The 25,387-nt window shown below is 44.7% G+C and carries 24 protein-coding genes; 15 read left to right on the forward strand and 9 right to left on the reverse strand.

Going from position 1 to position 25,387, the window contains the following annotated elements; translation table 11 throughout:
- Positions 1-59: 59 nt before the first annotated feature.
- Both ACINLD_RS11620 and ACINLD_RS11625 read right to left on the reverse strand, forming a co-directional pair.
- A complete protein-coding gene (locus ACINLD_RS11620) occupies positions 60-623 on the reverse strand; it encodes a flavodoxin family protein (RefSeq protein ID WP_026589181.1) in 564 nt (187 codons plus the stop codon).
- A gap of 505 nt (positions 624-1,128) precedes the next feature.
- Complete coding sequence (locus ACINLD_RS11625) at positions 1,129-1,278, reverse strand: anti-repressor SinI family protein (protein ID WP_035428549.1); 150 nt, start codon at positions 1,276-1,278, stop codon at positions 1,129-1,131.
- An 829-nt stretch (positions 1,279-2,107) separates the two neighbouring features.
- Between ACINLD_RS11625 and galE the strand changes: the two genes are divergently transcribed.
- The 5 genes from galE (at position 2,108) to qoxD (ending at position 7,543) form a co-directional block, all read left to right on the forward strand.
- Positions 2,108-3,124: a UDP-glucose 4-epimerase GalE gene (gene galE, locus ACINLD_RS11630; protein WP_410206999.1), complete on the forward strand. Its 1,017-nt coding sequence runs from the start codon at positions 2,108-2,110 to the stop codon at positions 3,122-3,124.
- 486 nt (positions 3,125-3,610) lie between these two features.
- Positions 3,611-4,582: a cytochrome aa3 quinol oxidase subunit II gene (gene qoxA / locus ACINLD_RS11635; RefSeq protein ID WP_142246070.1), complete on the forward strand. Its 972-nt coding sequence runs from the start codon at positions 3,611-3,613 to the stop codon at positions 4,580-4,582.
- 17 nt (positions 4,583-4,599) lie between these two features.
- Positions 4,600-6,549, forward strand: a complete 1,950-nt coding sequence (qoxB, locus tag ACINLD_RS11640; protein WP_026589178.1) for a cytochrome aa3 quinol oxidase subunit I — start codon at positions 4,600-4,602, stop codon at positions 6,547-6,549.
- Positions 6,550-6,563: 14 nt separating this feature from the next.
- Positions 6,564-7,178, forward strand: coding sequence for a cytochrome aa3 quinol oxidase subunit III (qoxC, locus tag ACINLD_RS11645; protein WP_410207000.1), 615 nt, complete (start codon positions 6,564-6,566; stop codon positions 7,176-7,178).
- On the forward strand, positions 7,178-7,543 hold the full coding sequence (qoxD, locus tag ACINLD_RS11650) for a cytochrome aa3 quinol oxidase subunit IV (protein ID WP_077736010.1): 366 nt from the start codon (positions 7,178-7,180) through the stop codon (positions 7,541-7,543). The genes qoxC and qoxD overlap by 1 nt, the downstream gene beginning before the upstream one ends.
- Positions 7,544-7,588: 45 nt before the next feature.
- Here the strand turns inward: qoxD and ywcE are convergent, their stop codons facing one another.
- Complete coding sequence (gene ywcE / locus ACINLD_RS11655) at positions 7,589-7,849, reverse strand: spore morphogenesis/germination protein YwcE (protein ID WP_026589175.1); 261 nt, start codon at positions 7,847-7,849, stop codon at positions 7,589-7,591.
- Positions 7,850-8,099: 250 nt separating this feature from the next.
- Between ywcE and eis the strand changes: the two genes are divergently transcribed.
- Complete coding sequence (eis, locus tag ACINLD_RS11660; RefSeq protein ID WP_077736011.1) at positions 8,100-9,263, forward strand: enhanced intracellular survival protein Eis; 1,164 nt, start codon at positions 8,100-8,102, stop codon at positions 9,261-9,263.
- A gap of 40 nt (positions 9,264-9,303) precedes the next feature.
- Here eis and ACINLD_RS11665 read toward each other — a convergent pair whose 3' ends face one another.
- Positions 9,304-10,659, reverse strand: a complete 1,356-nt coding sequence (locus ACINLD_RS11665) for a YjiH family protein (protein ID WP_077736012.1) — start codon at positions 10,657-10,659, stop codon at positions 9,304-9,306.
- Positions 10,660-10,940: 281 nt separating this feature from the next.
- Between ACINLD_RS11665 and ACINLD_RS11670 the strand changes: the two genes are divergently transcribed.
- From ACINLD_RS11670 to nfsA, 3 genes are all read left to right on the forward strand, one after another.
- On the forward strand, positions 10,941-12,125 hold the full coding sequence (locus tag ACINLD_RS11670) for an FtsW/RodA/SpoVE family cell cycle protein (protein WP_026589172.1): 1,185 nt from the start codon (positions 10,941-10,943) through the stop codon (positions 12,123-12,125).
- A 118-nt stretch (positions 12,126-12,243) separates the two neighbouring features.
- Positions 12,244-13,413: an FtsW/RodA/SpoVE family cell cycle protein gene (locus tag ACINLD_RS11675; RefSeq protein ID WP_026589171.1), complete on the forward strand. Its 1,170-nt coding sequence runs from the start codon at positions 12,244-12,246 to the stop codon at positions 13,411-13,413.
- Positions 13,414-13,655: 242 nt separating this feature from the next.
- Complete coding sequence (gene nfsA / locus ACINLD_RS11680) at positions 13,656-14,405, forward strand: oxygen-insensitive NADPH nitroreductase (protein ID WP_026589170.1); 750 nt, start codon at positions 13,656-13,658, stop codon at positions 14,403-14,405.
- 35 nt (positions 14,406-14,440) lie between these two features.
- Here the strand turns inward: nfsA and ACINLD_RS11685 are convergent, their stop codons facing one another.
- Positions 14,441-14,584 carry a hypothetical protein gene (locus ACINLD_RS11685; protein WP_201278488.1) on the reverse strand — a complete coding sequence of 48 codons (144 nt, stop codon included), beginning with the start codon at positions 14,582-14,584 and terminating at the stop codon, positions 14,441-14,443.
- Between the two features lie 86 nt (positions 14,585-14,670).
- On the opposite strand from ACINLD_RS11685, the gene ACINLD_RS11690 reads away from it, so the two are divergent.
- Complete coding sequence (locus ACINLD_RS11690; RefSeq protein ID WP_026589169.1) at positions 14,671-15,687, forward strand: LLM class flavin-dependent oxidoreductase; 1,017 nt, start codon at positions 14,671-14,673, stop codon at positions 15,685-15,687.
- Here ACINLD_RS11690 and ACINLD_RS11695 read toward each other — a convergent pair.
- Positions 15,672-15,920: a hypothetical protein gene (locus tag ACINLD_RS11695; protein WP_026589168.1), complete on the reverse strand. Its 249-nt coding sequence runs from the start codon at positions 15,918-15,920 to the stop codon at positions 15,672-15,674. The two genes, ACINLD_RS11690 and ACINLD_RS11695, sit on opposite strands and share 16 nt — an antisense overlap.
- A 133-nt stretch (positions 15,921-16,053) precedes the next feature.
- Positions 16,054-18,459: a S8 family peptidase gene (locus tag ACINLD_RS11700; protein WP_409444454.1), complete on the reverse strand. Its 2,406-nt coding sequence runs from the start codon at positions 18,457-18,459 to the stop codon at positions 16,054-16,056.
- A 485-nt stretch (positions 18,460-18,944) separates the two neighbouring features.
- Here ACINLD_RS11700 and ACINLD_RS11705 point away from each other — a divergent pair, with 485 nt between their 5' ends.
- From ACINLD_RS11705 to ACINLD_RS11725, 5 genes are all read left to right on the forward strand, one after another.
- Entirely contained in the window at positions 18,945-19,232 is a 288-nt protein-coding gene (locus ACINLD_RS11705) for a hypothetical protein (RefSeq protein ID WP_026589166.1), read from the forward strand.
- 42 nt (positions 19,233-19,274) lie between these two features.
- Positions 19,275-20,105: a PRD domain-containing protein gene (locus tag ACINLD_RS11710; RefSeq protein WP_026589165.1), complete on the forward strand. Its 831-nt coding sequence runs from the start codon at positions 19,275-19,277 to the stop codon at positions 20,103-20,105.
- A 245-nt stretch (positions 20,106-20,350) separates the two neighbouring features.
- Positions 20,351-21,733, forward strand: coding sequence for a sucrose-specific PTS transporter subunit IIBC (locus ACINLD_RS11715; RefSeq protein WP_026589164.1), 1,383 nt, complete (start codon positions 20,351-20,353; stop codon positions 21,731-21,733).
- Between the two features lie 12 nt (positions 21,734-21,745).
- Complete coding sequence (locus tag ACINLD_RS11720; RefSeq protein ID WP_277691878.1) at positions 21,746-23,185, forward strand: sucrose-6-phosphate hydrolase; 1,440 nt, start codon at positions 21,746-21,748, stop codon at positions 23,183-23,185.
- Positions 23,186-23,257: 72 nt separating this feature from the next.
- Positions 23,258-23,530 carry a hypothetical protein gene (locus ACINLD_RS11725; RefSeq protein ID WP_077736015.1) on the forward strand — a complete coding sequence of 91 codons (273 nt, stop codon included), beginning with the start codon at positions 23,258-23,260 and terminating at the stop codon, positions 23,528-23,530.
- 46 nt (positions 23,531-23,576) lie between these two features.
- On the opposite strand, the gene ACINLD_RS11730 is transcribed toward ACINLD_RS11725, so the two are convergent.
- Together ACINLD_RS11730 and ACINLD_RS11735 are read right to left on the reverse strand one after the other, a co-directional pair.
- On the reverse strand, positions 23,577-24,389 hold the full coding sequence (locus ACINLD_RS11730) for a bifunctional hydroxymethylpyrimidine kinase/phosphomethylpyrimidine kinase (protein WP_077736016.1): 813 nt from the start codon (positions 24,387-24,389) through the stop codon (positions 23,577-23,579).
- 146 nt (positions 24,390-24,535) lie between these two features.
- Positions 24,536-25,216 (reverse strand): DUF421 domain-containing protein, encoded by a 681-nt coding sequence (locus ACINLD_RS11735; protein ID WP_026589160.1) that lies wholly within the window; start codon positions 25,214-25,216, stop codon positions 24,536-24,538.
- Positions 25,217-25,387 lie beyond the last annotated feature (171 nt).

Below are 25,387 nucleotides of genomic sequence, written 5' to 3' on the forward strand. Positions count from 1 at the left end.
GACGATTTCCATGAAATATTTCCTCCATAAAGCGCGGCGGCTCTTCGGTTGTTCTCTTTTCATTCCATCTCCCTCTTTGTTGTTTCCATCAGCTTTTGCCGAAGCTCGTTTGCGGAAAAAAGTGCGGCAGAATCGTTCAAAACGGAGCCGGGGCGATTTCCTTTGCCGATGATATAACCGCCAAATGCCATGCCCACAAAATCAAAGATATATTGAAATTGCTGAATGAGAGGAAGCACTTTGATGTGAGGCTCATCATCACCGACAGCAATGACATATGCCGTTTTCGCCGACATTTGCTGTTTGAACTGATCTCTTCCCATTTCAATTAATGTTTGTGACCAGCGGTCAATGAAATATTTCATCCGCCCTGACATGCCGAACCAGTAGATTGGAGTGGCGAAAACGACGATGTCATTTTCCAAAACTTTGTTGATCAGCTCTCTGTAGTCGTCGTCAGGATAAAACGGCCGCGCTTCAACATGCCTGTAATCCTGTACACTCTCGATATGGTAGTCGTGCAAACAGATCTTGTCGGCATCAAGGCCGTCTATTAACAGATCAACAAGCGCTTCGGTATTTCCGCCTTTACGCGAACTTCCGCAGATGACTGCAATCCCCATATAAACTTACCTCCTGTTGTGAATTCTATTTCAGTTTATAATGAGGACTTACAATCAGTAAAATTGATATTTTAGATTTTTATCATCGAAAAATCCGATTTTAATGTGTGATTAAGGATTTCTCCAAAACTCTGGGTCCGGTTTAGGGAGATTGCTTTTTCGGCAATGTGGAGAATACAATCGGTGAGGTGCAGCAAGAGCGGGCATGCCGCATGTTACAGAGGGCAGTAAGAGCTGCGGCCTCCCGGCATCCCTTTAGAATGTAGAGGGCCAGCATTGACAGTGAGTGCCCTTTGAGGCGTACTATCAATGCTTTAATGAAGTGCAGCTGAAAAAGCCAGCTGTTCTTTTTTATATCAAATACAAACTGATGCACATGCATCAGTTGTGCTTGTAAACATACGTCGTTATCAAATTTTTAAACACTCTTTGAAAACAGCCGGCTGGATCATCTCGAAAATTTCAAGATTCTACAGAACCGCCTGTTTTGTGGATTGGTAAAGCCCTACTGTCTCAGCTTTCTGTCAGCTTCTCCTTGTTTGCGCTGAGCGCGAAGAAAATCTTTAACATCTTCGACATGCAGCCCCAGTTTTTTCGCCTCCTTCATCAAAATCACCCAATCTTTGTCCAGCTTGTGTTTCGTTTGAGTATTCATAGATTCCTCCAATATGATAAGACGTTGTTCATCCCAAGGAAAACCTTATTTTTGCCTTGAGATGTATCAAAGTTATAAAACAACACCCATGTGAAAACAATGACAAATTTCATAAAAAGTTCACAAAGGCAGATCGATTCAACCTACCTATTCCCTAAATAACTGACTAAAAAAACCAAAAAATCTTAGATTCTTACTTATAATAATAAACAATCAATTACTGACTGGATAGTATTCAAATAAAAATGATTACTTTTCCCTATTAAGAATTTCTCAATTGCAGCCGAGTATCCTTTGAATATTCAAAAAATAATAGTGAAAAAAGAGCTGAAAAAGATCAATTTAATAGAGGTAAATCCACAAGCAGCAAGGGATTAAGAGATTCAGGCAGCGATTTGGCGAAAGGGTTCTTTTTGCTTATATGAGAAGTGGGATCAAAAGAGGGTAATCCGATCATACTACTTTAAATGATCATTAAGTGGAAAAAAAGAACTTTGTTTTCAAAACGAGAGAGAAAAGTATAGAATTTGGACAAAAACAAGCTTCTTTTCCAAGGGTGTTACTCGATTTTGGAGGAAAATCCGAACTATTCTAACAGAGTAATAAATTGGAACACGCGAAGACGGGTGTTGTTTTTGTGAAAATATTTTGACAACAAAGGCTGGAAAAGCTGGAAAATGGTAAAATGAAGTCGCCTGGTTTTTAACGATATGTATATGTTTGCTTGGAAATCGAATTCTCTGAAAATGAAGTGTTTGATCTATTGCGGGGAGAATCATAGGCATGCCATATTTAAGACAAAGTTTGAACTGAAAAGGAGAGAGAGAAGTTGGCAATTTTAGTATGCGGAGGTGCGGGCTACATCGGCAGTCATGCTGTGGCAGAGCTGTTGGAGCGCGGTGAGGAAGTCGTCATTATCGATAATCTGCAAACAGGGCATGAGGAGGCGGCGCTTTCCGGAGCCGCTTTTTATAAAGGAGATTTGCGTGATAAAGCGTTTCTGAAAAACGTGTTTCAGGAAAACGAGATCGAAGCGGTCATGCATTTTGCCGCCGACTCATTGGTTGGGGAAAGCGTGACAGAACCGCTCAAATATTACGATAACAATGTTTACGGAGCTGTCTGCCTGCTTGAGGTGATGAGGGCGTTTGATGTGAAGAAAATCGTCTTTTCATCAACTGCCGCTACATACGGGGAGCCTGACCGGGTTCCCATTATGGAGACGGACGTGACAGATCCGACAAATCCGTATGGAGAAACAAAGCTCGCCATTGAAAAAATGCTCAAGTGGTCGGAAAAAGCGTACGGCATCCGTCATGTTGTACTGCGCTATTTCAACGTAGCCGGGGCCCATCTCAAGGGGCTGATTGGAGAAGACCATCAGCCTGAAACACACCTCATCCCGATCATTCTTCAGGTTGCACTGGGCAAACGGGACAAAATCATGATCTTCGGGGACGACTATCCGACGCCGGACGGGACGTGTATCAGGGATTATATCCATGTGATGGATCTGGTCGATGCGCATATCCTTGCGGTGGAAAGGCTCCGTGACGGCGGCAAAAGCGCTGTTTACAACCTGGGAAACGGCACGGGCTTTTCGGTCAAAGAAGTCGTCGAGACGGCCCGCAAAGTAACAGGCTGCCGGATTCCGGCCGAGATTGCCGAACGGCGCGCTGGCGATCCGGCACAGCTTATCGCCTCTTCAGAGAAAGCGATGGACGAACTTGAATGGAAGCCGAAGTACGCCGATTTGGAAACGATTATTGAAAGCGCGTGGAATTGGTTTAAAGAACACCCCGACGGCTACCGGTCCAAAAAAGAAGCGGTGTCGGACGGCAAGTAAGCGGTTTTTAAATCTAGGGCAATAAGCGCTCTGCAATTCTCGCATTTGTTGAAGAGTCAATCAGTTTTAAGAGCTTTCAAACTTGAAAGCTCTTTTTTGTTTGTGGAAATGAACATGCGGGAATGTGAAAGAAGGATGGTCATGAATCCAGAAATGGTTTAACATGATTAAATCAATGATAAACCAAACTTTTTTATTTTGATAAACCTAAATTTGACAGATCGCCCCCGTTGGAAACCAATTACCAATGCTTGCTTTCTATGTAAAAAGAACTAAAAAATTACCAACAAATTTCCTCCGTTATTCATATTATTATGGACAAAATTTGACGATTTTATGACATTTGGGTGAAAAAAAGGTGAACTTTCGAAAAAAATAAGGCTAATTGGTGAAGATTTTGATAGCATAGCAAGGTAGAAGAAAAAGTTTCAGAATCCTTTTATCTAGATATTCTGACCAAATTTTATGCATCATTAAGGAAGGATGGTGATCCTCTTGTTCAGAGCATTCAAGCCACTGATTCTGCTTGCACTGCTTTCATCTGTATTTTTATTGGGTGGCTGCAGTCAAATTGCGGTATTAGATCCTAAGGGGCCGGTTGCTTCACAGCAAAGAGATCTTATTTTATTATCGATTGGATTTATGCTGTTTATCGTAGCGGTCGTTTTTGTCCTTTTTACGGTCATGATCGTCAAATACCGTGAACGCAAAGACCGAAAGTCACCATACAGTCCGGAAGTGGAAGGCAATACGTTTTTAGAAATTGTCTGGACAGTGGTTCCGATTTTAATTGTCATTGCGCTGTCTGTGCCGACAGTTCAAACAATTTATTCTCTAGAAGAGGCTCCAAAAGCATCAAAGGATAAAGAACCTTTGGTTGTTTATGCTACATCTGTCGATTGGAAATGGGTATTCAGCTATCCTGAACAGGATATTGAAACGGTCAACTACTTGAATATCCCGACAGACCGACCGATTTTGTTTAAAATTTCATCTGCCGATTCTATGGCATCACTATGGATTCCGCAGCTTGGCGGACAGAAATATGCGATGTCCGGAATGGAAATGGAGCAATACCTGCAGGCAGATCATGAAGGAACATATAAAGGCCGCAACGCAAACTTCACAGGCGAAGGGTTTGCGGAACAGACATTTGACGTCAAAGCGGTATCTCAAAGCGACTTCAATGAGTGGGTGCAGAAAACGCAAAAAGAAGCTCCAAAGCTGACGAAGAGCAAGTATGATGAACTGATGCTTCCTCAGAATGTGGATGAGATGACGTTTTCATCTACGCATCTGAAATACGTCAATCATGGAAATGATGCGGAATACGCCGTAAAAGCACGCGAAAGATTAGGCTGGGAGCCGAAATCTCCGCACTCCAAATCAGATCCGTTTGAAAATGTGAAGACAGAAGACAATCAAAAACAATCTGAGCACTCTAATGATTCTCACTAGGAAAGGAGGAAGCTTGCATGCATTTGAAATGGGACGAATTCATAATTACAGGTGACCCATTAATTCTCGGCGCGCAGATTTCCATTTTGCTAACATCTCTTGCAATCGTATTTGTGCTGACATATTTTAAAAAGTGGAAATGGCTTTGGAGAGAATGGATTACCACCGTCGACCATAAACGACTAGGGATTATGTACATTCTTGCCGCAGTGATTATGTTTTTCCGCGGCGGTGTCGATGGATTAATGATGCGTGCCCAGCTCACGCTTCCTAATAACAGCTTTTTAGATTCAAATCACTACAATGAAGTATTTACGACTCACGGTACGATCATGATCATCTTCATGGCGATGCCGTTTCTTATTGGATTAATGAACGTTGTCGTACCTCTTCAAATCGGTGCACGCGATGTTGCATTTCCGTATTTGAACAACTTAAGCTTCTGGACCTTCATGGTCGGAGCGATGCTGTTTAATATTTCGTTCGTGATCGGCGGATCACCGAATGCAGGATGGACCGCATACATGCCTCTTGCAGGCAATGAGCTGAGTCCTGGACCTGGGCAGAACTATTACTTGCTCGGTCTTCAGATCGCCGGTATCGGTACGCTGCTCACCGGGATCAACTTTATGGTCACCATCCTGAAAATGCGCACAAAAGGCATGACCCTCTGGCGGATGCCGATGTTCACTTGGACAACGCTGATCACTTGTGTAATTATCATTTTCGCCTTCCCTGTCTTGACAGTGGCTTTGGCGCTGATGACATTTGACCGCTTGTTCGGAACAGCCTTTTTCACGTTGGCAAACGGCGGTATGCCGATGCTTTGGGCGAACCTTTTCTGGATTTGGGGACACCCTGAGGTTTATATCGTTATTTTGCCCGCTTTCGGTATTTTTTCAGAAATTATTGCGACATTTGCAAGAAAGCAGCTGTTCGGCTATAAAGCAATGGTTTATTCGATTGTTGCCATTTCGGTTCTCAGCTTCGTCGTTTGGCTGCACCACTTTTTCACAATGGGCAACAGCGCGGCGGTCAACTCGTTCTTCTCGATTACGACGATGGCGATATCCGTACCGACCGGTGTTAAAATCTTTAACTGGCTGTTGACGCTGCATCGAGGCAGAATCAAAATCACAACTCCGATGCTGTGGTCGCTCGCATTTATTCCTAACTTCGTCATCGGCGGGGTTACGGGCGTTATGCTGGCGATGGCTGCTGCGGATTATCAATATCACAACACATACTTCCTCGTATCGCACTTTCACTATGTGCTGATTGCGGGTACTGTGTTTGCTTGTTTTGCCGGATTTATCTTCTGGTATCCGAAAATGTTCGGCCACAAACTGAACGAACGCATCGGAAAATGGTTCTTCTGGCTGTTTATGACCGGCTTTAACATCTGTTTCTTCCCGATGTATTTCCTGGGATTGCAGGGAATGCCGCGCCGTATTTACACATACGGAGCAGAAGACGGCTGGACTGCATTGAACATGATTGCGACATTTGGCGCATTGCTGATGGCCGCAGGGTTCATCGTTCTCTGCTACAACATTTTCTACAGCTTCCGTCATGCAAAACGCGAGGAATCAGGAGATGCTTGGGGAATGGGTCGTACGCTTGAATGGGCTACGTCATCTGCGATCCCGCCGCACTACAACTTTGCGGTTCTGCCTGAAGTTACATCACCTGATGCTTTTGCGCAAATGAAGGAAGACAAAGTCGATATTCATCCTGAAAGCAAGTTTAAAAAGATTCATATGCCGAGCAATTCAGGACGTCCGTTTATCATGTCGCTATGCTTCGGTTTTGCAGGATTCGGACTTGTCTTTGAATGGTATTGGATGGGAATCGTCGGTCTGATCGGTGTATTCCTCTGTATGATTCTTCGTTCATTTGAATATGACGACGGCTACTATGTAAGTGTTGAGGAAATAAAAGAGACTGAACGAAAGAATGCCAAGTAAAGGAGGCGTGACTGATGGAACATGCAGAACATAGCAATTCAAACGCTCCTATGGAATATCGGTCTGAGATAGGAAGATTGAACATCCTTGGCTTTTGGATCTTTCTTGGAGCGGAAATTGCGTTATTCTCTACGCTGTTTTCGACCTATGCTGTTCTTCATAACCGGACAGCAGGAGGCGTATTGCCGGCAGAGCTGTTTGACGCCAAGCTTGTCTTAATCATGACGTTCCTGCTGTTAACGAGCAGTTTTACATGCGGTACTGCCGTTCATGAAATGAGACGCGGAAGCTTAAAAGGTGTGATGATTTGGATGATCATTACACTCCTGCTTGGTGCAGGCTTTGTATTCTATGAGATTACGGAGTTCACACATTATGTGCATGAAGGTGCCACTTTATCAACAAGTGCTTTCTGGTCGGCGTTCTTCGTCCTGCTTGGAACGCACGGACTGCACGTGTCGATCGGTATCTTCTGGATCATCGGTATTTTACTGCAGACGAAAAAGCGCGGTCTGACGCCGCAAACTTCTGCTAAATTGTTTATTTCAAGCTTATATTGGCACTTTTTAGACGTGGTATGGATCTTCATCTTTACCGGAGTCTATTTGATAGGGTTGGTGAATGTATAATGGCGGCAAAACAATCGGCTGAACACAGCCACTTTCCTTGGAAGCATATTGTCGGGTTCGTAATGTCCATTGTGCTCACCTTATTGGCCCTATGGGTGATCTATACCGATTTAAGCATGACTGCAAAGCTGTGGATTATTTTTGGCTTTGCTATCATCCAGGCTGCACTTCAGCTCTTGATGTTTATGCATATGACTGAAAGTGACAGCGGAAATATCCAAGTCGGAAACACGCTCTTTGCTGCATTTATTGCAATTGCGATTGTAGTCGGTTCTATTTGGATCTTCGCGGCTCATACTCATCACGGAGACAATCCTGAAGGCGGATCTCCGGGTGAACATCACTCTGAGCATAGCGGACATTAATCAAATCAAGCAAAACCCTCTTGGAAACAAGAGGGTTTTTTCGTATTATCGGCTCATGTGTTTTCGAATCAATGGAAGTCCGTAAATCAAGAAGGCGGCGACATGGGCAATGATGACGTTGAGAATGAAGAGTGCGATCATGAGAGAGTGTCCTGTAGGAGAAAGACTGCTTGTCATGTAGAAAAAGAAGAATACCCACATTAAAATGATTGGCGGTATAGACGAAAGTGCGACCTTTTTGTTATCCAGCCATAAAAACAGTGGAGTGGCGCTTGCGATCAGCAAGTAAGCGAAAAACATATCCATACGTTTTCAGCCCCTTTCAATAATGATAACGCTGTCAAAACAAGCGGGTTAAATATGAATTTGTGTCTAACTGAAGAATATTTTGTGAACATTCTGTTACATTTATTATACCACGTTATTCGAAAAATGATACATAATGGAAAACATTTTCCGCTCCAACTAACGGCTCAATTTTTGCGTCAGCTCAGTAGGAAATAAAGGGCAGAAAAGAGAATATATTGTGGAATAAATATACCTTAGGAGGCTGATGATGCGAAGGTTGGCCGAATTGACGTCAGAGGCGGATATTCTGGAAGCGATCCGCCTTTCAGAATATGCTTTTCAGAGAAAGCTTTCCGAAAAAGAACTGGCAAAAGCAAAACAACTTTATCAAAAGCATGAAGTGATTGGCATCAAAGAGGGCGGAAAACTTCTTTCAAAGCTGAATATCATTCCGTTTAAAGCTCAAATCGAGCATCTCGATATGGATATGGGAGGGATTGCAGGTGTCGCGGCTTGGCCTGAGGAACGCCGAAAGGGAACGGTCAGACAGCTATTGGTGGAGTCTTTGAAAAGAATGAGGGAGAATCAGCAGACCATCAGCTTTTTACACCCTTTTAAAATCGCTTTTTACCGCAAGTTTGGCTGGGAATTGGCGTTTTATCAAAAGGTTTATCGGCTGAAGCGTGAACACCTCACACCTTTTGAACAAACGGACGGCTTTGTCAGAAGGCTGGAAAAAGCCGAAGGACAGGCTGCAGCGGGACTGCTATATGATCAGTTCCGAAGCCGCCATAATGGTTTGTTAAGGCGGGAGGCAGACTATTGGATGACAGATATTTTGGAAGATTCCGTGGTAACTGCTGTATATTATTCAAAGGAAGGCGTCCCGCTCGGCTATATGCTCTACACAATCGAAAATCGCAAAATGACGATTGATGAGCTGATTTGCATTCGGCATGAAGCGCGGATGGGACTATGGAATTTCATTTGCCAGCATGACTCGATGATCGAAGAGCTTGAAATGACAGTCCAGCCTGAAGATGGTCTCGATTATCACCTTGATGAGCCAAAAATCAAGCAGGAAATTCAGCCCTACGCGATGGCGAGAATCACCGATATCGGTTCTTTTCTGGAGCAATACCCGCTCAGACGGCGAATTGAAGAGCCGTTCATTTTTCAGGTCAAGGACAACGCGGCTCCATGGAATAACCGAACATTCAAGGTTGATAAACAGGGTGTTGAAGCCGCAGATGAAAAAAGAGATGCGGGTTGTCTCACCGGCGATATCGCGGCTCTCACGGCGTTTTTCCTTGGTGCGCGAAGCGCCCGGTTTTTATATGAGTCCGGCAGACTGACGGGAAGCGAAAAGGAAGTGATGCGGCTGGATGACACGATCAGGCCGCGGAGTCCTTGGATCAATGACTTTTTCTGAATGAAAAAGCCCTTGGTATGGAAACCAAGGGCCGTTTACTTTAAAAAATAAAGTGGGCGCACAAGACAATGATAGGCAGTGTAATCAGCGTTCGAACGATAAAAATCAAGACCAGGTCGATAAATGTCACCGGGATTTTCGAACCGAGCAGAAGGCCGCCGACTTCAGACATATAGATTAATTGAGTGACGGATACACAGGCGATGATGAAACGCGTCATATCGCTCTCAATGCCGCTTCCAAGCACAGACGGAAGGAACATGTCGGCAAAGCCGACGACAAGCGTCTGTGAGGCTTCTGCGGCTTCAGGGACCTGCAGCAGCTGAAGCAACGGGATAAACGGCAGACCAAGCCACTTGAATACAGGCGTGTACTCGGCGACAATCAGTGCAGCCGTGCCGAGCGCCATGACGACGGGAGCCACGCCCATCCACATATCGAGTACATTTTTGGTCCCATCCTGCAAAAATTCTTTGACGCTTGAATTCTGCTTCGCCTTGGCGACAGCCTGGGCGAGACCCCATTTGAACGGTGTGAACCCTTCCGGAATCTGCTCATGGTCCTGATCTTTCTGATCTGTAATATACGTATCAGCCTTTCTTGATAAAGGCGGAATACGAGGACTGACCACGGCCGCAACGGCTCCGGCCAGCAGTATGGTCAAATAAAATGGAACAAACATATGGCCCAAGCCCACCTGCGAAATAATCACGAGGCAGAATGTGATGGAGACGACGGAGAAAGTCGTGCCGATGATGGCGGCCTCACGCTTTGTATAAAATCCGTCTTCGTATTGTTTGCTTGTGAGGAGAACGCCGATCGTTCCGTCTCCAAGCCATGAGGCCATACAATCAATGGAAGACCGCCCGGGCAGCCTGAAGACAGGCCTCATCAGTTTTTTCATCAGCGCCCCGCACAATTCCAACAGACCGAAATTCAGCAGAAAAGGCAGGAAAAGACCTGCGAAAAAAAAGACGGAAAAGAGAACCGGAAGCAGATCAAACAATAATGTTCCGCCCGTGCTGTCGGCATACACGGCTTCAGGTCCAAACTTAAAATATGTCATCACTGCGAAAATCATCCCGAACAAACGGACGATGTACCAGAATAAAGATACATTCAGCAGCTTATAGAAAAATTCGCTTTTCTTGATGAAAGACGGATGGAAGGTTTTCGTGATAAAGGTTAAGATAAATGTTACGGTGACGATCAACATCATAATGAACGGCAGCTGCCGGTGAAGCAGTTCCTGCAGTGCATTAGAAAAAATCGCAATCGGAATCGTTAAATCTCCTGCAATCTGAACGGGAATCATAAATAAAATAATTCCGATAAGCGAAGGGATCAAAAACTTTATCAGATCAAGCCGTTTACGCTTTTGAAGTGCTTTATCCAAATTAAAAACTCCTTATGGTTATGCTTTCGTCAGCCCATGAATATTTGCCGACAAAAATTTAATTTTATGCAACATTACTCATTTTAATACAAATCAATCAAAAATCAATGACTTTATCAAATTCGACAATAGTTGGAAGAATCCTTTAAAATGAAGAAGGAATTTTTTTGTGTATGTTTCATTCGAAACATTTTGGTTTTTTGTACGTCATATCATTTGTGAGGAAGTTGATACTGTCTTCACTATATTGCATTGTGTCAGAAATAAGGGCGGGATTTTGAATGAGTCAGAGAAAAAACATATCAAATCCCTTTTATCAAGGCGATTTGATCTTCGTATTTATAGTCTTTTTTATCATCAGCATTGTGGCGGTATACGCCGCTCAGCAATTTAACCAATACAATGAGCCGTTTGCGATGAAGCAGTCCCTGTACTATTTGCTGGGAGCGCTCATCGTCATTCTGTTTCTATACTTTGATTTGGAGCAGCTTGAAAAGCTCAGCTTTTATTTTTACATACTCGGCATCCTGATGCTGATTGTGTTAAAATTCAGCCCCTCTTATATAGGGTCTTACAGGTTTGCTCCGGTTATCAATGGCGCAAAAAGCTGGTTTATGCTTCCCGGCTTTACATTGCAGCCGTCTGAGTTTATGAAAATCGGCTTGATCATGTATTTAGCATCGTTTATGTCCAAACATAGTCCAACCGGAAAGCGGACGTTAAAAGAGGATTGGATCTTTTTATTGAAAATCTTCGGCATCGTCATTTTGCCGGCGGGGCTGATTTTAGAACAGGACACAGGTACGGCCGGGATCGTCATGTTTGTGATTCTTGTGATGATCTTCCTTTCAGGTGTCAACTGGAAGCTCATTTCACTGATCTTCTTATCAGGCCTCAGCGTAGCCGTTTTAATATTGTATGTCATCATCAAATTCCCGGATGTTGCGGGTGCGGTCGGAATTGAGAAATACCAGATTAACCGGGTTATGACCTGGGTTAATCCGAGCGAACAAACTGCAGATGACAAAATGCAGGTCGACAGGGCGCAAATGGCGATCGGTTCAGGAAAAGTGTTCGGCAACGGTGTAAACGATCTGCAAGTATATGTCCCCGAAGCCCAAACAGACTTTATTTTTGCCGTCATTGGCGAGAGCTTCGGTTTTACCGGCTGCACCTTTGTCGTCATCATGTTTTTCTTTTTCATTTACCGGCTTGTCGTTTTAATAGACCGAATACATCCGTTCAGCAAATTTGCCTCATTTTTCTGTGCAGGTTTTACGGCGTTGATCGTCATCCATACCTTTCAAAACATCGGCATGAACATTGGAATTATGCCTGTCACAGGTGTTCCCCTGCTGTTGGTCAGCTATGGGGGGAGCTCCATCGTCGCTACTTTAATCGGGTTTGCGATCGTCTATAATGCAAGCTGCCAATTAACGAGATACCAAAGCTATATGTTTAAATAACAGCCTGTACATTCAGGCTGTTATTTTTATGGGAAGCACCCCCTTTTCGTGTATTCTTCGATACTGTTCATGTATAATGAAAGATAGTGTTTTTGATGAAGGAATAAGGCGGGGTATCATGGGTCATAAGAAAAATGAGACAAGTCCCTATTATCAGGGTGATTTGATTTTTATATTAAGTGTGTTCTTTATCATCAGCGTGATTGCTGTTTATGCAGCACAGCCGTCATTCGCTTTAAACGGCTATCCGGCAAAGCAGCTGATCTATTATTTGCTCGGCATTGCCGTGGTCGTCGGTTTTCTTTATTTTGATTTGGAGCAGCTCGAAAAGTTCAGCGTGTATATATTTGTATTTGGCATCCTGTCATTGATCATTTTGAAATTCAGTCCCGAGTCGATTGCACCGGTTAAAAAAGGGGCGAAGAGCTGGTTTCAATTTGGAACGGTGACATTGCAGCCGTCTGAGTTTATGAAAATCGGTTTGATCATGATGCTGGCTTCCGTGATTTCAAAAGCGAGTCCAAAGGGTTCTCGCACCTTGCGGGAGGATGTTCACCTTTTGCTGAAAATCGCGGCTGTATCAGCGGTTCCGATCGGCTTGATTTTGATGCAGGACGCGGGGACGGCTGGAATCTGCATGTTCTTTGTCGCCGTCATGGTGTTTTTGTCGGGAATCAATTGGAAACTGATTTTTATCATCGTCGGCAGCGGCGTTTCGCTTGTTTTGCTCGTTTTATTTCTGGTGATCCATTTTCCCGAGTTTTCGCAGAATACACTGCATATTAAGGAGTACCAGATCAACAGGGTGATGACATGGGTTGATTCTGACCAGCAGACCGCCAATGACACTTATCAGACAGAAAAAGCCGTTATGGCGATTGGATCAGGAGAAATATTCGGCACTGGTATGAACAATATGAAAGTCCATGTTCCTGAAGGCCAAACCGACTTTATCTTCGCCGTCATCGGCGAAAGCTTTGGCTTTATCGGCTGTACTTTTGTCGTGCTGATATTTTTCTTTCTCATTTACCGGCTTGTCGTTCTGATCGATAAAATACATCGGTATAATCGGTTTGCCGCTTTTTTCTGTGTCGGGTATACCGCGCTGATTGTGATTCACACGTTCCAAAACATCGGGATGAACATCGGGCTGATGCCTGTCACAGGTGTTCCTCTGCTGTTGGTCAGCTATGGGGGCAGCTCTATTTTGTCGGCCCTTATCGGCTATGCCATCGTCTATAATGCAAGCTGCCAGCTAAGCAAATATCAAGGCTATATGTTTAAATAAACGCCAAAAAAAGACAGCCGATCCGGCTGTCTTTAATTTGTATTCGGCAGCGGCCGCCACATGGAGGGTGTGAACTTCTTCTCCAAACAAAACTGTCCGGTGTTCCATCAGCACAAAAGCCCGCTGTATGCGCGTCATCTTTCTTTCGATTCAATTTATACCGCTTCCTTTCCCCGGAGAAACCGTTTCGCTTTAGAGATCATCAGATTTTGGATATGATAAAGTCATGAGGAGGTATAGCAATGAATCAAACGATTGAAACCATTTTAAATCACCGTTCGATCCGGTCCTTTACGGACCAGCCGCTGACAAAAGAAGAGGTGCATTTGCTTGTAGAAAGCGCGCAAAGCGCATCAACTTCCAGCTATATTCAAGCTTATTCGATTATCGGAGTAACCGACCAAACGAAGAAGCGCGAGCTTGCTGCTTTGGCTGGCGATCAGCCGTATGTTGAAAAAAACGGCCATTTGTTTGTGTTCTGTGCAGATCTTTACCGGCATCAGAAAATGGCCGGAGAAAAAGGGGAAGACATCCAGGGCTCTCTTGAAAGCACTGAAACGTTTATGGTCAGTGTCATCGATGCCGCTCTTGCCGCACAAAACATGTCGATTGCCGCTGAATCGATGGGGCTGGGCATCTGCTATATCGGCGGCATTCGCAACGCTCTGAACAAGGTGGCAGAGGTACTGGGTACACCTGAATATGTCCTTCCGCTGTTCGGGCTTGTCGTCGGTCATCCGGCCAATCCGTCCGCTCAAAAGCCAAGATTGCCGCTTGAGCATATTTACCACGAAAATACTTATGATATAGATGACGAAAGGTTTCACAAACAATTGCACGCGTATGACGAAACCATTTCAAATTACTATCAAAACAGAACAAACGGCAAAAGGAAAGACAAATGGACAGAGCAGATCGTCCAAAGCCTGAAGGAGCCGAAGCGAACGTATATGCATGATTTCGTAAAAGAAAAAGGGTTTAATAAAAGGTAAAGAAAAGCCCCTTCCAACAGGGGCTTCTTTCATGTTTATATCGACATGACGTGTTTCAGGAAAAAATAAAACAAGATCCAGAATGGAAGGCTGAAAAGGATTCCGAATAAACAGCCTTTGGCAAAGTTTTCTTGTACGGCTGGAGGATGCGGTTTTTGTTTCGGCTTTTGCTCATTCATCAATCCTGGTGCTCCTTTAATGATTACATGATACTATTATTTCTTTTTACGGCTAAAAAGTAAACGAAGAAATTGGAGGGAAGACGATGTTGTCGTTAAGTATACTGGATCAGTCGCCTGTTTCCGAAGGGAGCACTCCTGAAACAGCTCTCAGACAGACGGCCGAGCTTGCTCAAATGGCAGAGAAGCTTGGGTACAGGAGATTTTGGGTGTCTGAGCACCATTTTTCGAGAAATCTGGCGGGGTCAAGCCCTGAGGTTTTGCTTGGGTTTATCGCCGCGAAAACAGCAAAGATTCGTCTGGGGTCAGGAGGGGTTATGCTCCCCCACTACAGCGCTTATAAGGTGGCTGAAAACTTTCGCGTTCTGGAAGGACTTGCACCAGGCAGGATTGACGCGGGGATCGGCCGGGCGCCCGGGGGTATGCCGATCGCTTCAATGGCTCTTCAAAACGGCGGCAGGCGTCAGACGGATCAATATCCGGATCAGATTCATGATCTTGTCACATATCTGTACGATCTGGCCGATGAACACCACCGCTTTCCGCATTTAACCGCATCACCGACTGTCAGTTCCGCTCCGGAGGTGTGGCTGCTTGGTTCCTCTGGGGAAAGCGCCAGACTGGCTGCGCAAATCGGTGCGGCCTATACCTTTGCCCAATTTATCAATGGAGAGGGAGGAGCTGAAGCGGCCAGGCAATATAAGGAACGATTCCAACCTTCGGTGCTGGGCGACAAACCGAAAGTGATTGTCGCTGTATTTGTGATTTGCGCGGACACTGAAGAAGAGGCAGAACACCTCGCCAAGAGCCTTGATTTTTCTTTATTGGCAAATGAACAGGGGCTGGTAACAGACGGCTTCCCATCTTTTGAAACGGCGCAGTCATATGAATATTCATCATATGAAAAGAGAAGAATCAACGATAATCGAAATCGCATGGTGATCGGTACACAACGACAGGTGAAACAACAGCTGCTTGCTTTGGCGGACGCTTATGGAACGGATGAAGTCATGGCGGTCACAATCACACACAATTTCCAGGATAAGCTGAAATCATACCGCCTTTTAGCGGAGGCGTTTGCAGACCATCAGCGTTTTTGCTGAAAAACATTCATTAGACTGCGGATGGGGAGAAGGATGAGCAGGACCCCTATGTATACGGCGGTAAACAGCCAGCTGAGCGGCACGAGAATGATCGTGTCTACCGTATGCTCCGCCGCTTTCTGAAAAGGGTGTCGTTCGTTTGTTTGCAGGTTGAGGGTGAAATACAATACCGTGAAAAAGATAAAGCAGACCGACATGAAGGATAAGCCGAATAATACGAGAAATGAAAGCATATAAGCGAAATCCTCCGATTGGATTTTTTCGCGTTTTAAAGAGAAGGGCTTCTCCTGTGAACGCGAGGGGGTTTGATTATCCGTATTTTAACATAAAAAAGCCTTGTTGAGTGACTCTCAACAAGGCTTCCCATTATTCGACGATAAACGGCTCCTCTGTCAGCACATAGCTTGATTTTCCTTTAGAAGAGGCGTAAGCGAGCATATGATATTTGCCCGGTTTAAGGGCGGTTGTATCATTGATCTTTCCGTTCCATTGATATGTTTGATACCCTTTTCCTTGGTTTTTATAAACCCCTGCCTGTCCGATGAATTCAAGGTTTTCGTCATACACAAGAAATGCCAGTTCTTCTGCCCCTCCTGGAAGATAAGCTTCGACCGTATATGTCCCCTCTTTTGTTCCCGGTTCAACGGTTACGGATGTGACGCGCGGGTAGTCGGGCTCTTTGACAATCAAAAGGGTCGGAATTTCGGCCACTTTTCTGCTGCCGTCGCGGACATACACTGTGCCCTCATATGTTCCGGCTTTTGTTTTCGCAGCGTTGACGGTCACCTTCACATTCGCTTTACCGGTTTTCTTGGCAGGAATGACGACCCGCTGTGTTCCTTTTACAGATATGCCTTGCCCTTTGAAAGAGTACTCAAGCTGATAGGCTTTTCTGTACGATGAAAGGTTTTCGATCGTAAGTGCTTGTTTTTTCGTTTGCTTTCCTTTGTTTTTCATATAGGTGCCGAATGAATGGCTGCCAGGGCTCACAATAGATGAAGCTTTGAGAGCGTCCATGATCCGGATGCTGCCTGCGCCTTGCGTATTGTGCGGATAGGGTTTGCCGTTTTCATCCGTTAGTTTTTCGGCCGTGTTCATAAGGACGGCCTTGATTTGCTCAGGCGCCCAGTCGGGCTTGGCCTGTTTTAAAATGGCAGCGGTTCCTGCAACGTGTGGCGAAGCCATGCTGGTTCCTTGCATAGAGGCATAGCCGTAAGGGTTTTGCGGATCATGTGTAGGAACCGTACTGACAATATTGACGCCTGGTGCTGAAACGTCAGGCTTGATCATCCAAGTATCCATGACAGGGCCCCGGGATGAGAAGGATGCGATGGTTTCACCGAGCTTTTTATCCAACTTAAAAGAAAAGACAGCAGTGTGCTTCCCTTCTTTCATCTGCTGGACAAGCTTTTCTCCCTCTTCTTTCGACAGTTTGACGGTCGGTACGGCCATACCCGTCACGTTGGGCTCGATTTCTCCGGATACATTATTGTAGATCACAGCTCCAATCGCACCGGCTTTTTTCGCATTTTCGGCTTTATCCACAAACGGGAGGACACCTCTTTGGATCACCGCGACTTTTCCTTTCACATCTTTTCCTGCAAAATCGTCAGCTTGCCCAATTCCTGCTTCAACAAGCTCAACCTCTTGATTGTTCAAGGTCTGAATGTCTTTTTCTTCGTCATAGCCCATCACTTTGGCGGTCGAATAAGAGTCAAACGTTACGGAATACTCGTTATAAGGGAGCTGTGAAGCACCGACGGAAATCGCTTCCCTTGAGGTTCCGGGCGATCCGACGGTCCAGTTCTCAGGTCCGCTGTTGCCGTTGGATGTCACCGCGGTTACACCTTCTGACATCGCCCAGTCAAGCGCAATGCTCGTCGCATAGTCAGGGCTGTTGAGTGAATTTCCGAGGGAGAGGTTCATAACGTCCGCTCCGTCGGCGACGGCTTTTTCTATCCCTGCGATGACGTTTTCAGTCGTTCCCGATCCGCCTGGTCCGAGTACACGGTAGGCGAGAAGTGTCGCATCAGGCGCAACCCCTTTGATCTGTCCATTTGCGGCGACTGTGCCTGCAACATGTGTACCATGTTCAGTTGCTTCTCCGCGCGGGTCGCCGGCAGGTGTTTCCTGCGGATCATAGTCGTTGTCCACAAAGTCATATCCTTTGTATGGCCCGAAGTTTTTCTTTAAGTCAGGATGTGTGTAATCAACACCTGTGTCAATGACGGCCACCTTGATGCCTTTACCGGTATAGCCCGATTTCCAGGCCTGGTCCGCTCCGATGTAAGGCGCGCTTTTATCCATCTGTGGATGAAACGCGTCTGCGGCAATTGTCACGTCTTTACCTTTTACACGGTCAGGTTTGTATGTCACATTTGGATAAACCGCTTTAACTTCTTTAACGGAAAGGAGCTTTGGAATTTCACTCGCCGGCAGCTTCATGGAAAATCCCGAAAAAACACGATCATACTCCCGTTTGATTTTCGCCTTTTTGATTGTTTTTTTCGCTTTATTTTTCGCTTTGCTGCGTTCGGCTTTTAATGAAGCTTTTGTTTGTTTTTTTCCTTCCGCTTTTGCCTCTGCCAATGATTCCTCTTTCAATTCAACGATGACTGTTGTCTGTTTATCTGATGTTACATCAATATCTCCGTAAACTTCCGCCTTCTTCAGTTCCGGAGATTGTTTTTCAGCAGCTGTTTTTGCCTGCACTCCGGAAAGGCATGTGGATAATGTGAATAATAAAATAAATACAAAAACGGCAGAACGCATAAGACGTTTTTTCAATATGTCTTCCCCCTTATGGATCAGTATTGTTTAGAGTTTCGAACTTTTAAAATATTCTCTCATTTAAAAAGAAATCCTTCTAAATATAGAAATAATTTTCAAAGATTCAATGTATTGGCCCCATCGATACATACTTATACACAATTTTCTGTGTATAAGTTGATAAAATTGTGTATAGATATAGTAGGGAATATGTGTTCTTATACTAAATATTGAATGATTATGTGGATATGTGGATATACGCTGTGGGTAATATGTGTTTATCCTTAGGATAAGCTGTGAATAAACCTCTGATACTTTATTTTGTCCACATTTGTGGCCTGTTCCAGCAGTATTCAACAAAACTTCTAAAAACTAGAATCATTTTTCACACACATTGTGACAAACATTTTCATTTTGCCGCGATAAGATAGAGCCAGAAAGTTTAATAGAGTTGCTAGGATTCAAAATTGAAATCAGGAGGGATTGTTGTGAAAAGCTTTGTTTCATTTTTGAAATTATGGGCAGTGATGCTGCTGAATGGGCTGATGCCCGTACGGCAGAGCCAGGTCACCGTTTTAACTTCGGCCGGTGCTACATATCAACAAGCTGAACGGTTTTTAGACGGCTTTTCTGACACAGCTGTGGAGAAAAAAGAACGGACTTCAAAAGATCAGAGAGTGATTGCCGGCGCGTGGCGGAAAGAGAGGAACCTGGACGTCTATAAAAAAGCGGTGAAAAGGGTGAGAGCCGGACCTGAACTTTACATGTGCGCATAAACAAGGTAAAATCCCACACATAACGGGAAGTGGGTGACAGCCTTGAAAATATACAAAGTATTAAACAACAATGCGGCAATTATAAAGGAGGATGGTCAAGAGAAAATTGTCATGGGGCCGGGAATCGCTTTTCAAAAAGGTAAAAATGACACCATTTTGAGACAGAAGGTAGAAAAGATTTTTACCATTCATGAAGAAAATGAGAAATTTAAACAAATCCTCGAAACACTTCCGGAAGAACATATTGAAGCTGCCGAAGAGATTATCAGCTATGCGGAAGGGCAGCTGTCCGCACCGCTGAGCGACCATATCCACATCGCCCTTGTGGATCATTTATCATTTGCAATTGAACGAATCCGTAAAGGATTTGTCATTCAAAATAAATTATTAAACGAAATTAAAGCGCTTTATAAAAAAGAATATGAGATCGGTCTCTGGGCAATCGATTTGATCAAAGAGAAATTGGACATCGATTTGCCGGACGATGAAGCGGGTTATATTGCACTGCATATTCACACAGCCAAAATGGATGCGGAGAACATGCAGAAAACCCTTAAATACACGACGATCATCAAAGAGATGATCGAAAAGATCGAATGTTGCTTCAATCGGACGATCGATGAGAACAGCATCTCTTATCAACGTCTTGTCACACATCTGAGGTATGCGATTAATCGGCTGGAATCAGATGAAGCGTTTCACGTGATGGACGATGACATGCTTTATTTCATCCAGCAAAAGTATCCTGAAAGCTACCGGTGTGCGGCAGGGCTGGCGGATTACGTAAAAACCGAATATGATCTTCATCTCCCGGAATCGGAGATTGGCTATATTACGCTGCATGTCCAGCGTTTAAACGATTCCCATATATAAAACCGCCTGATACTCCCGCGATCAGGCTTTTTTAGGTCAAATTTCATATAAATATAAAAAACTAGTTGACGAAAGCGTTATCACATAATAAAATGAAAGCGTGTTAAAAAATAAATACTGGGGATTGTGACTGGTAAAGCAGGCAAGACCTAAAATTTGCTCAGATGAATGGGGAGAATGTGTCCTTTATTCGTTGGCGAATTTTAGGTCTTTTCTGCTTTTTTTTAAAAAAAGGAGGAGTCATCATGAATCACAAAGAAATTGCCGAACGACTCATTCAGCTGCTCGGCGGAGAAGATAATATCATCAGTGCGGCTCATTGCGCTACACGGCTGCGGTTGGTCATTCAAGATGAAGCGAAAATCGACCAGGAAAAGGTTGAAGAGCTTGATGGTGTAAAAGGGGCATTTTCCAGCTCCGGACAGTATCAAATTATTTTTGGTACAGGACTCGTCAACAAAGTGTATGAACAATTTGCTAATACACTTCAGCTTGATCAAAAAGAAACAGTTCAGCACAGTGAGGCAGCGAAGCAAAAAATGAACCCTTTGGCGCGTTTTGCGAAAACGCTGTCAAATATATTTGTGCCGATTATTCCGGCGATTGTTGCAAGCGGTTTACTAATGGGACTCTTGGGAATGATGAAAGCGTTCCAATGGGTCAGTCCTGATACAGCGCTGTTTAAACTTCTTGATATGTTTTCAAGCGCCGCCTTTATCATTCTCCCGATTCTGATCGGTATCAGCGCGGCGAAGGAATTTGGTGGAAACCCGTATCTTGGGGCTGTCATCGGGGGGATTTTGATTCACCCGAGCCTGCTGAATCCTTGGGGACTCACTGAAGCAAAACCTGAGGTTATGGATTTCTTCGGCCTTCCGATTGAACTGCTGGGCTATCAGGGAACAGTCATTCCGATTCTTTTGGCCGTCTATGTGATGAGTAAAATTGAGAAGTGGACGAGAAAATTTGTACCGAATGCGATCGACCTTTTGGTAACACCGTTTTTGACCATTATTTCAACAGGATTTATCGCGTTTATTGCAATCGGGCCATTAGGAAGAGCCCTCGGTTCCGGCATCACGAATGTTTTGACCTTTGTTTACGATCATGCAGGACCGGTTGCGGGATTGATTTTTGGCGGGACATACTCCCTTATCGTGTTAACCGGAGTTCATCACAGCTTTCATGCGATTGAGGCCGGTCTTATCGCCGATATCGGACGCAACTATCTGCTTCCAATCTGGTCGATGGCCAATGTCGCCCAAGGCGGCGCCGGACTCGCCGTATTCTTCCTGTCAAAACGGGCAAAGACAAAAGAGATCGCATTACCGGCGGCTTTCTCAGCGTTTCTCGGCATTACCGAGCCGGTTATTTTCGGAGTCAATCTTCGGTACCGCAAGCCGTTCATCGGTGCGATGGTCGGCGGAGCGCTCGGCGGAGCCTATGTCGTCTTTACCAATGTCGCCGCAAACGCTTACGGCCTGACAGGCATTCCGATGATCGCGATCGCCGCGCCATTCGGAACGGCCAACCTCATCAACTATTTAATCGGAATGGCTATCGCTGTTATTGCGGCATTTATCACAGCCTATTTCTTAGGGATTAAAGAAGATGAAAAGAAGAACTAAGGAGGCTAGCTTATGAATCTGCGGGACAAGGAACTTCGCGAACAAGCCATTGACCGGGTTGAAAAATATCAAACCGTTGTCAATCAGGATCCTTATCGTCTCCATTATCACATCATGCCGCCTGTCGGACTGCTGAACGATCCAAACGGGTTCATTCATTGGAAAGGGACATACCACCTCTTTTATCAATGGATGCCTTTTAAGACGGGGCACGGGGCCAAGTTTTGGGGGCATTATGCTTCCCGTGATCTTGTCCGCTGGCGTCATGAAGAGATCGCCCTTACACCGAGCGATTGGTATGACAAAAATGGATGCTACTCAGGAAGTGCGATTGTTGAGAATGATTTGCTCCATGTTTTCTATACGGGGAATGTCAGGAACGATGAAGGAGACCGCGAAACCTACCAATGCCTCGCCGTCTCAAAAGATGGCATTTCTTTTGAAAAACAGGGGGTTGTCGCAAGGCTTCCGAAAGGTTATACGGCTCATTTCCGCGATCCGAAAGTCTGGAAAAAGAACGGGCGCTGGTACATGGTACTCGGTGCCCAGACTGAGCGTCTTGAAGGAAGGGCTGTGCTCTTTACTTCAGACAATTTGAGGGATTGGTCGTTTCTCGGCGACATAACCGGCTCGAATACGGATCAGCTTGATGAGTTTGGATATATGTGGGAATGTCCGGATATGATATCGCTTGGCGGCAAAGATGTTTTAATCGTCTGCCCGCAAGGCTTAAAAGCAGATGGTTTCCGCTATCAAAACGTTTATCAGTCAGGTTATTTTGTCGGTGAACTAGATGAAGGGAAGCCGGAATTCAAGCATGGAGAATTTACAGAGCTTGATCAGGGCTTTGATTTTTATGCACCGCAGACGACATTAGATGAATCAGGGCGGCGGATTTTAATCGCCTGGATGGGGGTTCCCGACCAGGATGAACAGCAACATCCGACCATCCCGAATCAATGGGTTCACTGCATGACATTGCCAAGGGAATTGACATTAAAAGAAAACAAGCTCATTCAAAAACCGGTTCAAGAACTTAAAACGTTGCGAAGGGAACAAAAAACGGTTGAGGTTTCACTTCGCCAGGCCGCAGAACAATTGGACCTCGACCATCCCGACAGCGCTGAGCTGTACATTGAACCGTCGCATATTGAGGAAGGCTTTGAAATCTCATTCAGGGGAGCGGCTCGTCTTATATACAGCAAAGCGGACGGCGTCCTCACCCTGGAAAGAAACAGCTGTGTTGACGGAAGAGAGGAATCAAGGCATTGCAGTTTAAACGAACTCCGCGATTTAAACGTCTTTTTAGACTCGTCTTCAATCGAAATTTTCGTCAACGGCGGTGAAGAAGTATTTTCAGCGAGATACTTTCCTTACCCGGGAAATAATGATGTATCGATTAGCGGCAGAAAAGAAACCGTCATGAAAGTTACATCATGGACGATGTCCTGATCCTATTTTCTGTACAATCCCTTTATGATATGCTTTTTTTAGATACTGTGCAGTTGTAAAGGAGTTGTTTGCTTGGATCAGAACCAACAAAAGTCGACAGCCATGCGGTTGAAAAAAATAGCAGATCATATTGAGGATACGAGGGAAGAGTATCAACATTTGCTCCTTCAGGTGAAGCAAATGATCAGAGACATCGAAGATAAAACAATTTCGAATGATGAAGAAGCGCAAAAAAAGCTTTCAAGCACTTATGAACAAATGAAGGAATATGCGCTTTTTGTGGAATCGATCGAGTCTTTTTTAAAATCCTCGGCGAGAAATATCAAAACAAAGCGGGAAAGCTGATAAAACCCCTTTTACTTGTTTAAAAGTAAGAGGGGTTCTTTTTGTTTTATTTTCCGTTAAGCCGCCAGGCGGAGTGTTTTGTTGGACCGACGTATTGATTTAATCGGAAAGATCCGCGTATGGCTTCGGTAATGAAATCTTTTGCCGAGTAAATGGCATCCTTCACACCGGCTCCTTTTGCAAGCTCAGCCGTGACCGCCGCTGAGTAGGTGCAGCCCGCTCCGTGGGTGTACGGGGTGTCAATTCTCTCCCCTTCCAAAACTTCTGCTGTCTGACCGTCATATAAAACATCGACTGCTTTTTCGTGGGCCAGTTTGCCGCCTCCTGTAATGAGGACGTATTTGGCGCCAAGGTCATGAATAGCTTTGGCAGCATCCTTCATTTGTTCAACGGTTTTAATTTCTCCGAGACCGCTGAGCTGTCCGGCTTCAAAAAGGTTTGGCGTAATCACCGTTGCAAGGGGAGCAAGAAGTTCCCGCAATGCCTTGGCATGTTCCGGATACAGCACTTCATTCGCTCCTTTGCAGACCATGACGGGGTCGATGACGACGTTTTTCATGTTGTGCTCTTTGATCGTTTTCGCCGTCAGCTCTATAATCTCAACGGTCGGAAGCATGCCGGTTTTCATGGCGTCTACTCCGATCCCGTTTACGATCGTGGACAGCTGGGCGCGAATGACATTGGTCTCAATTGGGAATACCTGGTGATTCCAGCTGTTGTCGGGGTCCATGGCGACGACAACCGTAAGGGCCGTCATGCCGTATACATTCTTTTCCTGGAAGGTTTTTAAATCGGCTTGAATACCAGCTCCTCCGCTTGAATCTGAGCCGGCAATTGTGAGCGCTTTGTGCATTGTCATGTTCAGTCAATCCTCCACCTTAAAAAATTCCATCTATAGATTGGTTTAGTTTTTATTATAGACAGCTTTTCAAATGATCACAAATCATGGAGACCGGCGGTCATGCCCGCCTGGTTCTGGCGATGGAATGACTGATCAGCAAAAAATTATTTGAAAGTCTGCACAAAAAGTCCGTCACCTTCCAGCCACTCAGCTAAAAAAATATTTTTATAGTCAGTCGGAACGCCTTGAGATCTGATTTGCGTTTTTAACCAGGCTTCATTAAAACCCAGATCGTTTAATTCATCCCATAAGACTTTGCCGTCGCGTATGAGCGTGACAGGTACATAAACGGATTTTGCAGGCATATTGAAGTCTTCCTGGGTCGTTTTTTGATATTTTGCTTTTTTTAAGATGCTGATCGAACCGTTCGCCTCTAAATAACAAAAAGCAACTTCCCGAATGGAAAACGTTTCGCTTTGCCGAAGCAGGCTTTGCAGCTGATTGATATTCATGCGGTTTTTCTTCAATTCTTCGCGATCGACCTTCCCATTTTTGATAAGTGCGGACGGTTTTCCTTCAAATAATCCGCGAAAAGACAGGAACTTTTGTGTCAGAAATTCGGCCGCAAAAATCATTAATCCCCATAACGCCATGGAGTAAAGAATATATAAAACTCCTGTTTGCTTGTCATATAAAGCATTTCCCAGCAATTCTCCCAATACGATAGACGCGATAAAAGTGAAGGGTGTAATTTGATCGATGATCTTCTTACCGACAAATTTAACGATGAGAAAAAGAAAGATAAATCCTGTTAGCAGTTCAATCGTAAGATCGATGATGTTCATATGTAGAAATGCCCCTATCTGCTCATCTGTTATGATTAACTTTTATATTTCCAAATGCCCATCCTTTTCATGCATCATCATCTTCTGTGGGTCTGGGAGGAAATCGATCCTAAAGCCCATATGCAGGAAAAAAGAGGGGAATGGAAAAATGTCCGACTTTTGTTCATATCA

Source organism: Bacillus sp. z60-11 (genome assembly GCF_046464135.1).
Classification (GTDB): domain Bacteria; phylum Bacillota; class Bacilli; order Bacillales; family Bacillaceae; genus Bacillus; species Bacillus sonorensis_A.

Excerpts from the sequence above, each read along its gene's own strand:
- ACINLD_RS11670 (WP_026589172.1), top strand. The coding sequence starts at position 10,941 with ATGAGTCAGAGAAAAAACATATCAAATCCCTTTTATCAAGGCGATTTG.
- qoxB (WP_026589178.1), top strand. The coding sequence starts at position 4,600 with ATGCATTTGAAATGGGACGAATTCATAATTACAGGTGACCCATTAATT.
- eis (WP_077736011.1), top strand. The coding sequence starts at position 8,100 with ATGCGAAGGTTGGCCGAATTGACGTCAGAGGCGGATATTCTGGAAGCG.
- ACINLD_RS11620 (WP_026589181.1), bottom strand. The coding sequence starts at position 623 with ATGGGGATTGCAGTCATCTGCGGAAGTTCGCGTAAAGGCGGAAATACC.
- ACINLD_RS11720 (WP_277691878.1), top strand. The coding sequence starts at position 21,746 with ATGAATCTGCGGGACAAGGAACTTCGCGAACAAGCCATTGACCGGGTT.
- ACINLD_RS11625 (WP_035428549.1), bottom strand. The coding sequence starts at position 1,278 with ATGAATACTCAAACGAAACACAAGCTGGACAAAGATTGGGTGATTTTG.
- ACINLD_RS11695 (WP_026589168.1), bottom strand. The coding sequence starts at position 15,920 with ATGCTTTCATTTCTCGTATTATTCGGCTTATCCTTCATGTCGGTCTGC.
- ACINLD_RS11675 (WP_026589171.1), top strand. The coding sequence starts at position 12,244 with ATGGGTCATAAGAAAAATGAGACAAGTCCCTATTATCAGGGTGATTTG.
- ACINLD_RS11690 (WP_026589169.1), top strand. The coding sequence starts at position 14,671 with ATGTTGTCGTTAAGTATACTGGATCAGTCGCCTGTTTCCGAAGGGAGC.
- qoxD (WP_077736010.1), top strand. The coding sequence starts at position 7,178 with ATGGCGGCAAAACAATCGGCTGAACACAGCCACTTTCCTTGGAAGCAT.
- ACINLD_RS11715 (WP_026589164.1), top strand. The coding sequence starts at position 20,351 with ATGAATCACAAAGAAATTGCCGAACGACTCATTCAGCTGCTCGGCGGA.
- ACINLD_RS11700 (WP_409444454.1), bottom strand. The coding sequence starts at position 18,459 with ATGCGTTCTGCCGTTTTTGTATTTATTTTATTATTCACATTATCCACA.
- ACINLD_RS11735 (WP_026589160.1), bottom strand. The coding sequence starts at position 25,216 with ATGAACATCATCGATCTTACGATTGAACTGCTAACAGGATTTATCTTT.
- ACINLD_RS11685 (WP_201278488.1), bottom strand. The coding sequence starts at position 14,584 with ATGAATGAGCAAAAGCCGAAACAAAAACCGCATCCTCCAGCCGTACAA.
- ACINLD_RS11730 (WP_077736016.1), bottom strand. The coding sequence starts at position 24,389 with ATGACAATGCACAAAGCGCTCACAATTGCCGGCTCAGATTCAAGCGGA.
- qoxC (WP_410207000.1), top strand. The coding sequence starts at position 6,564 with ATGGAACATGCAGAACATAGCAATTCAAACGCTCCTATGGAATATCGG.
- ywcE (WP_026589175.1), bottom strand. The coding sequence starts at position 7,849 with ATGGATATGTTTTTCGCTTACTTGCTGATCGCAAGCGCCACTCCACTG.
- nfsA (WP_026589170.1), top strand. The coding sequence starts at position 13,656 with ATGAATCAAACGATTGAAACCATTTTAAATCACCGTTCGATCCGGTCC.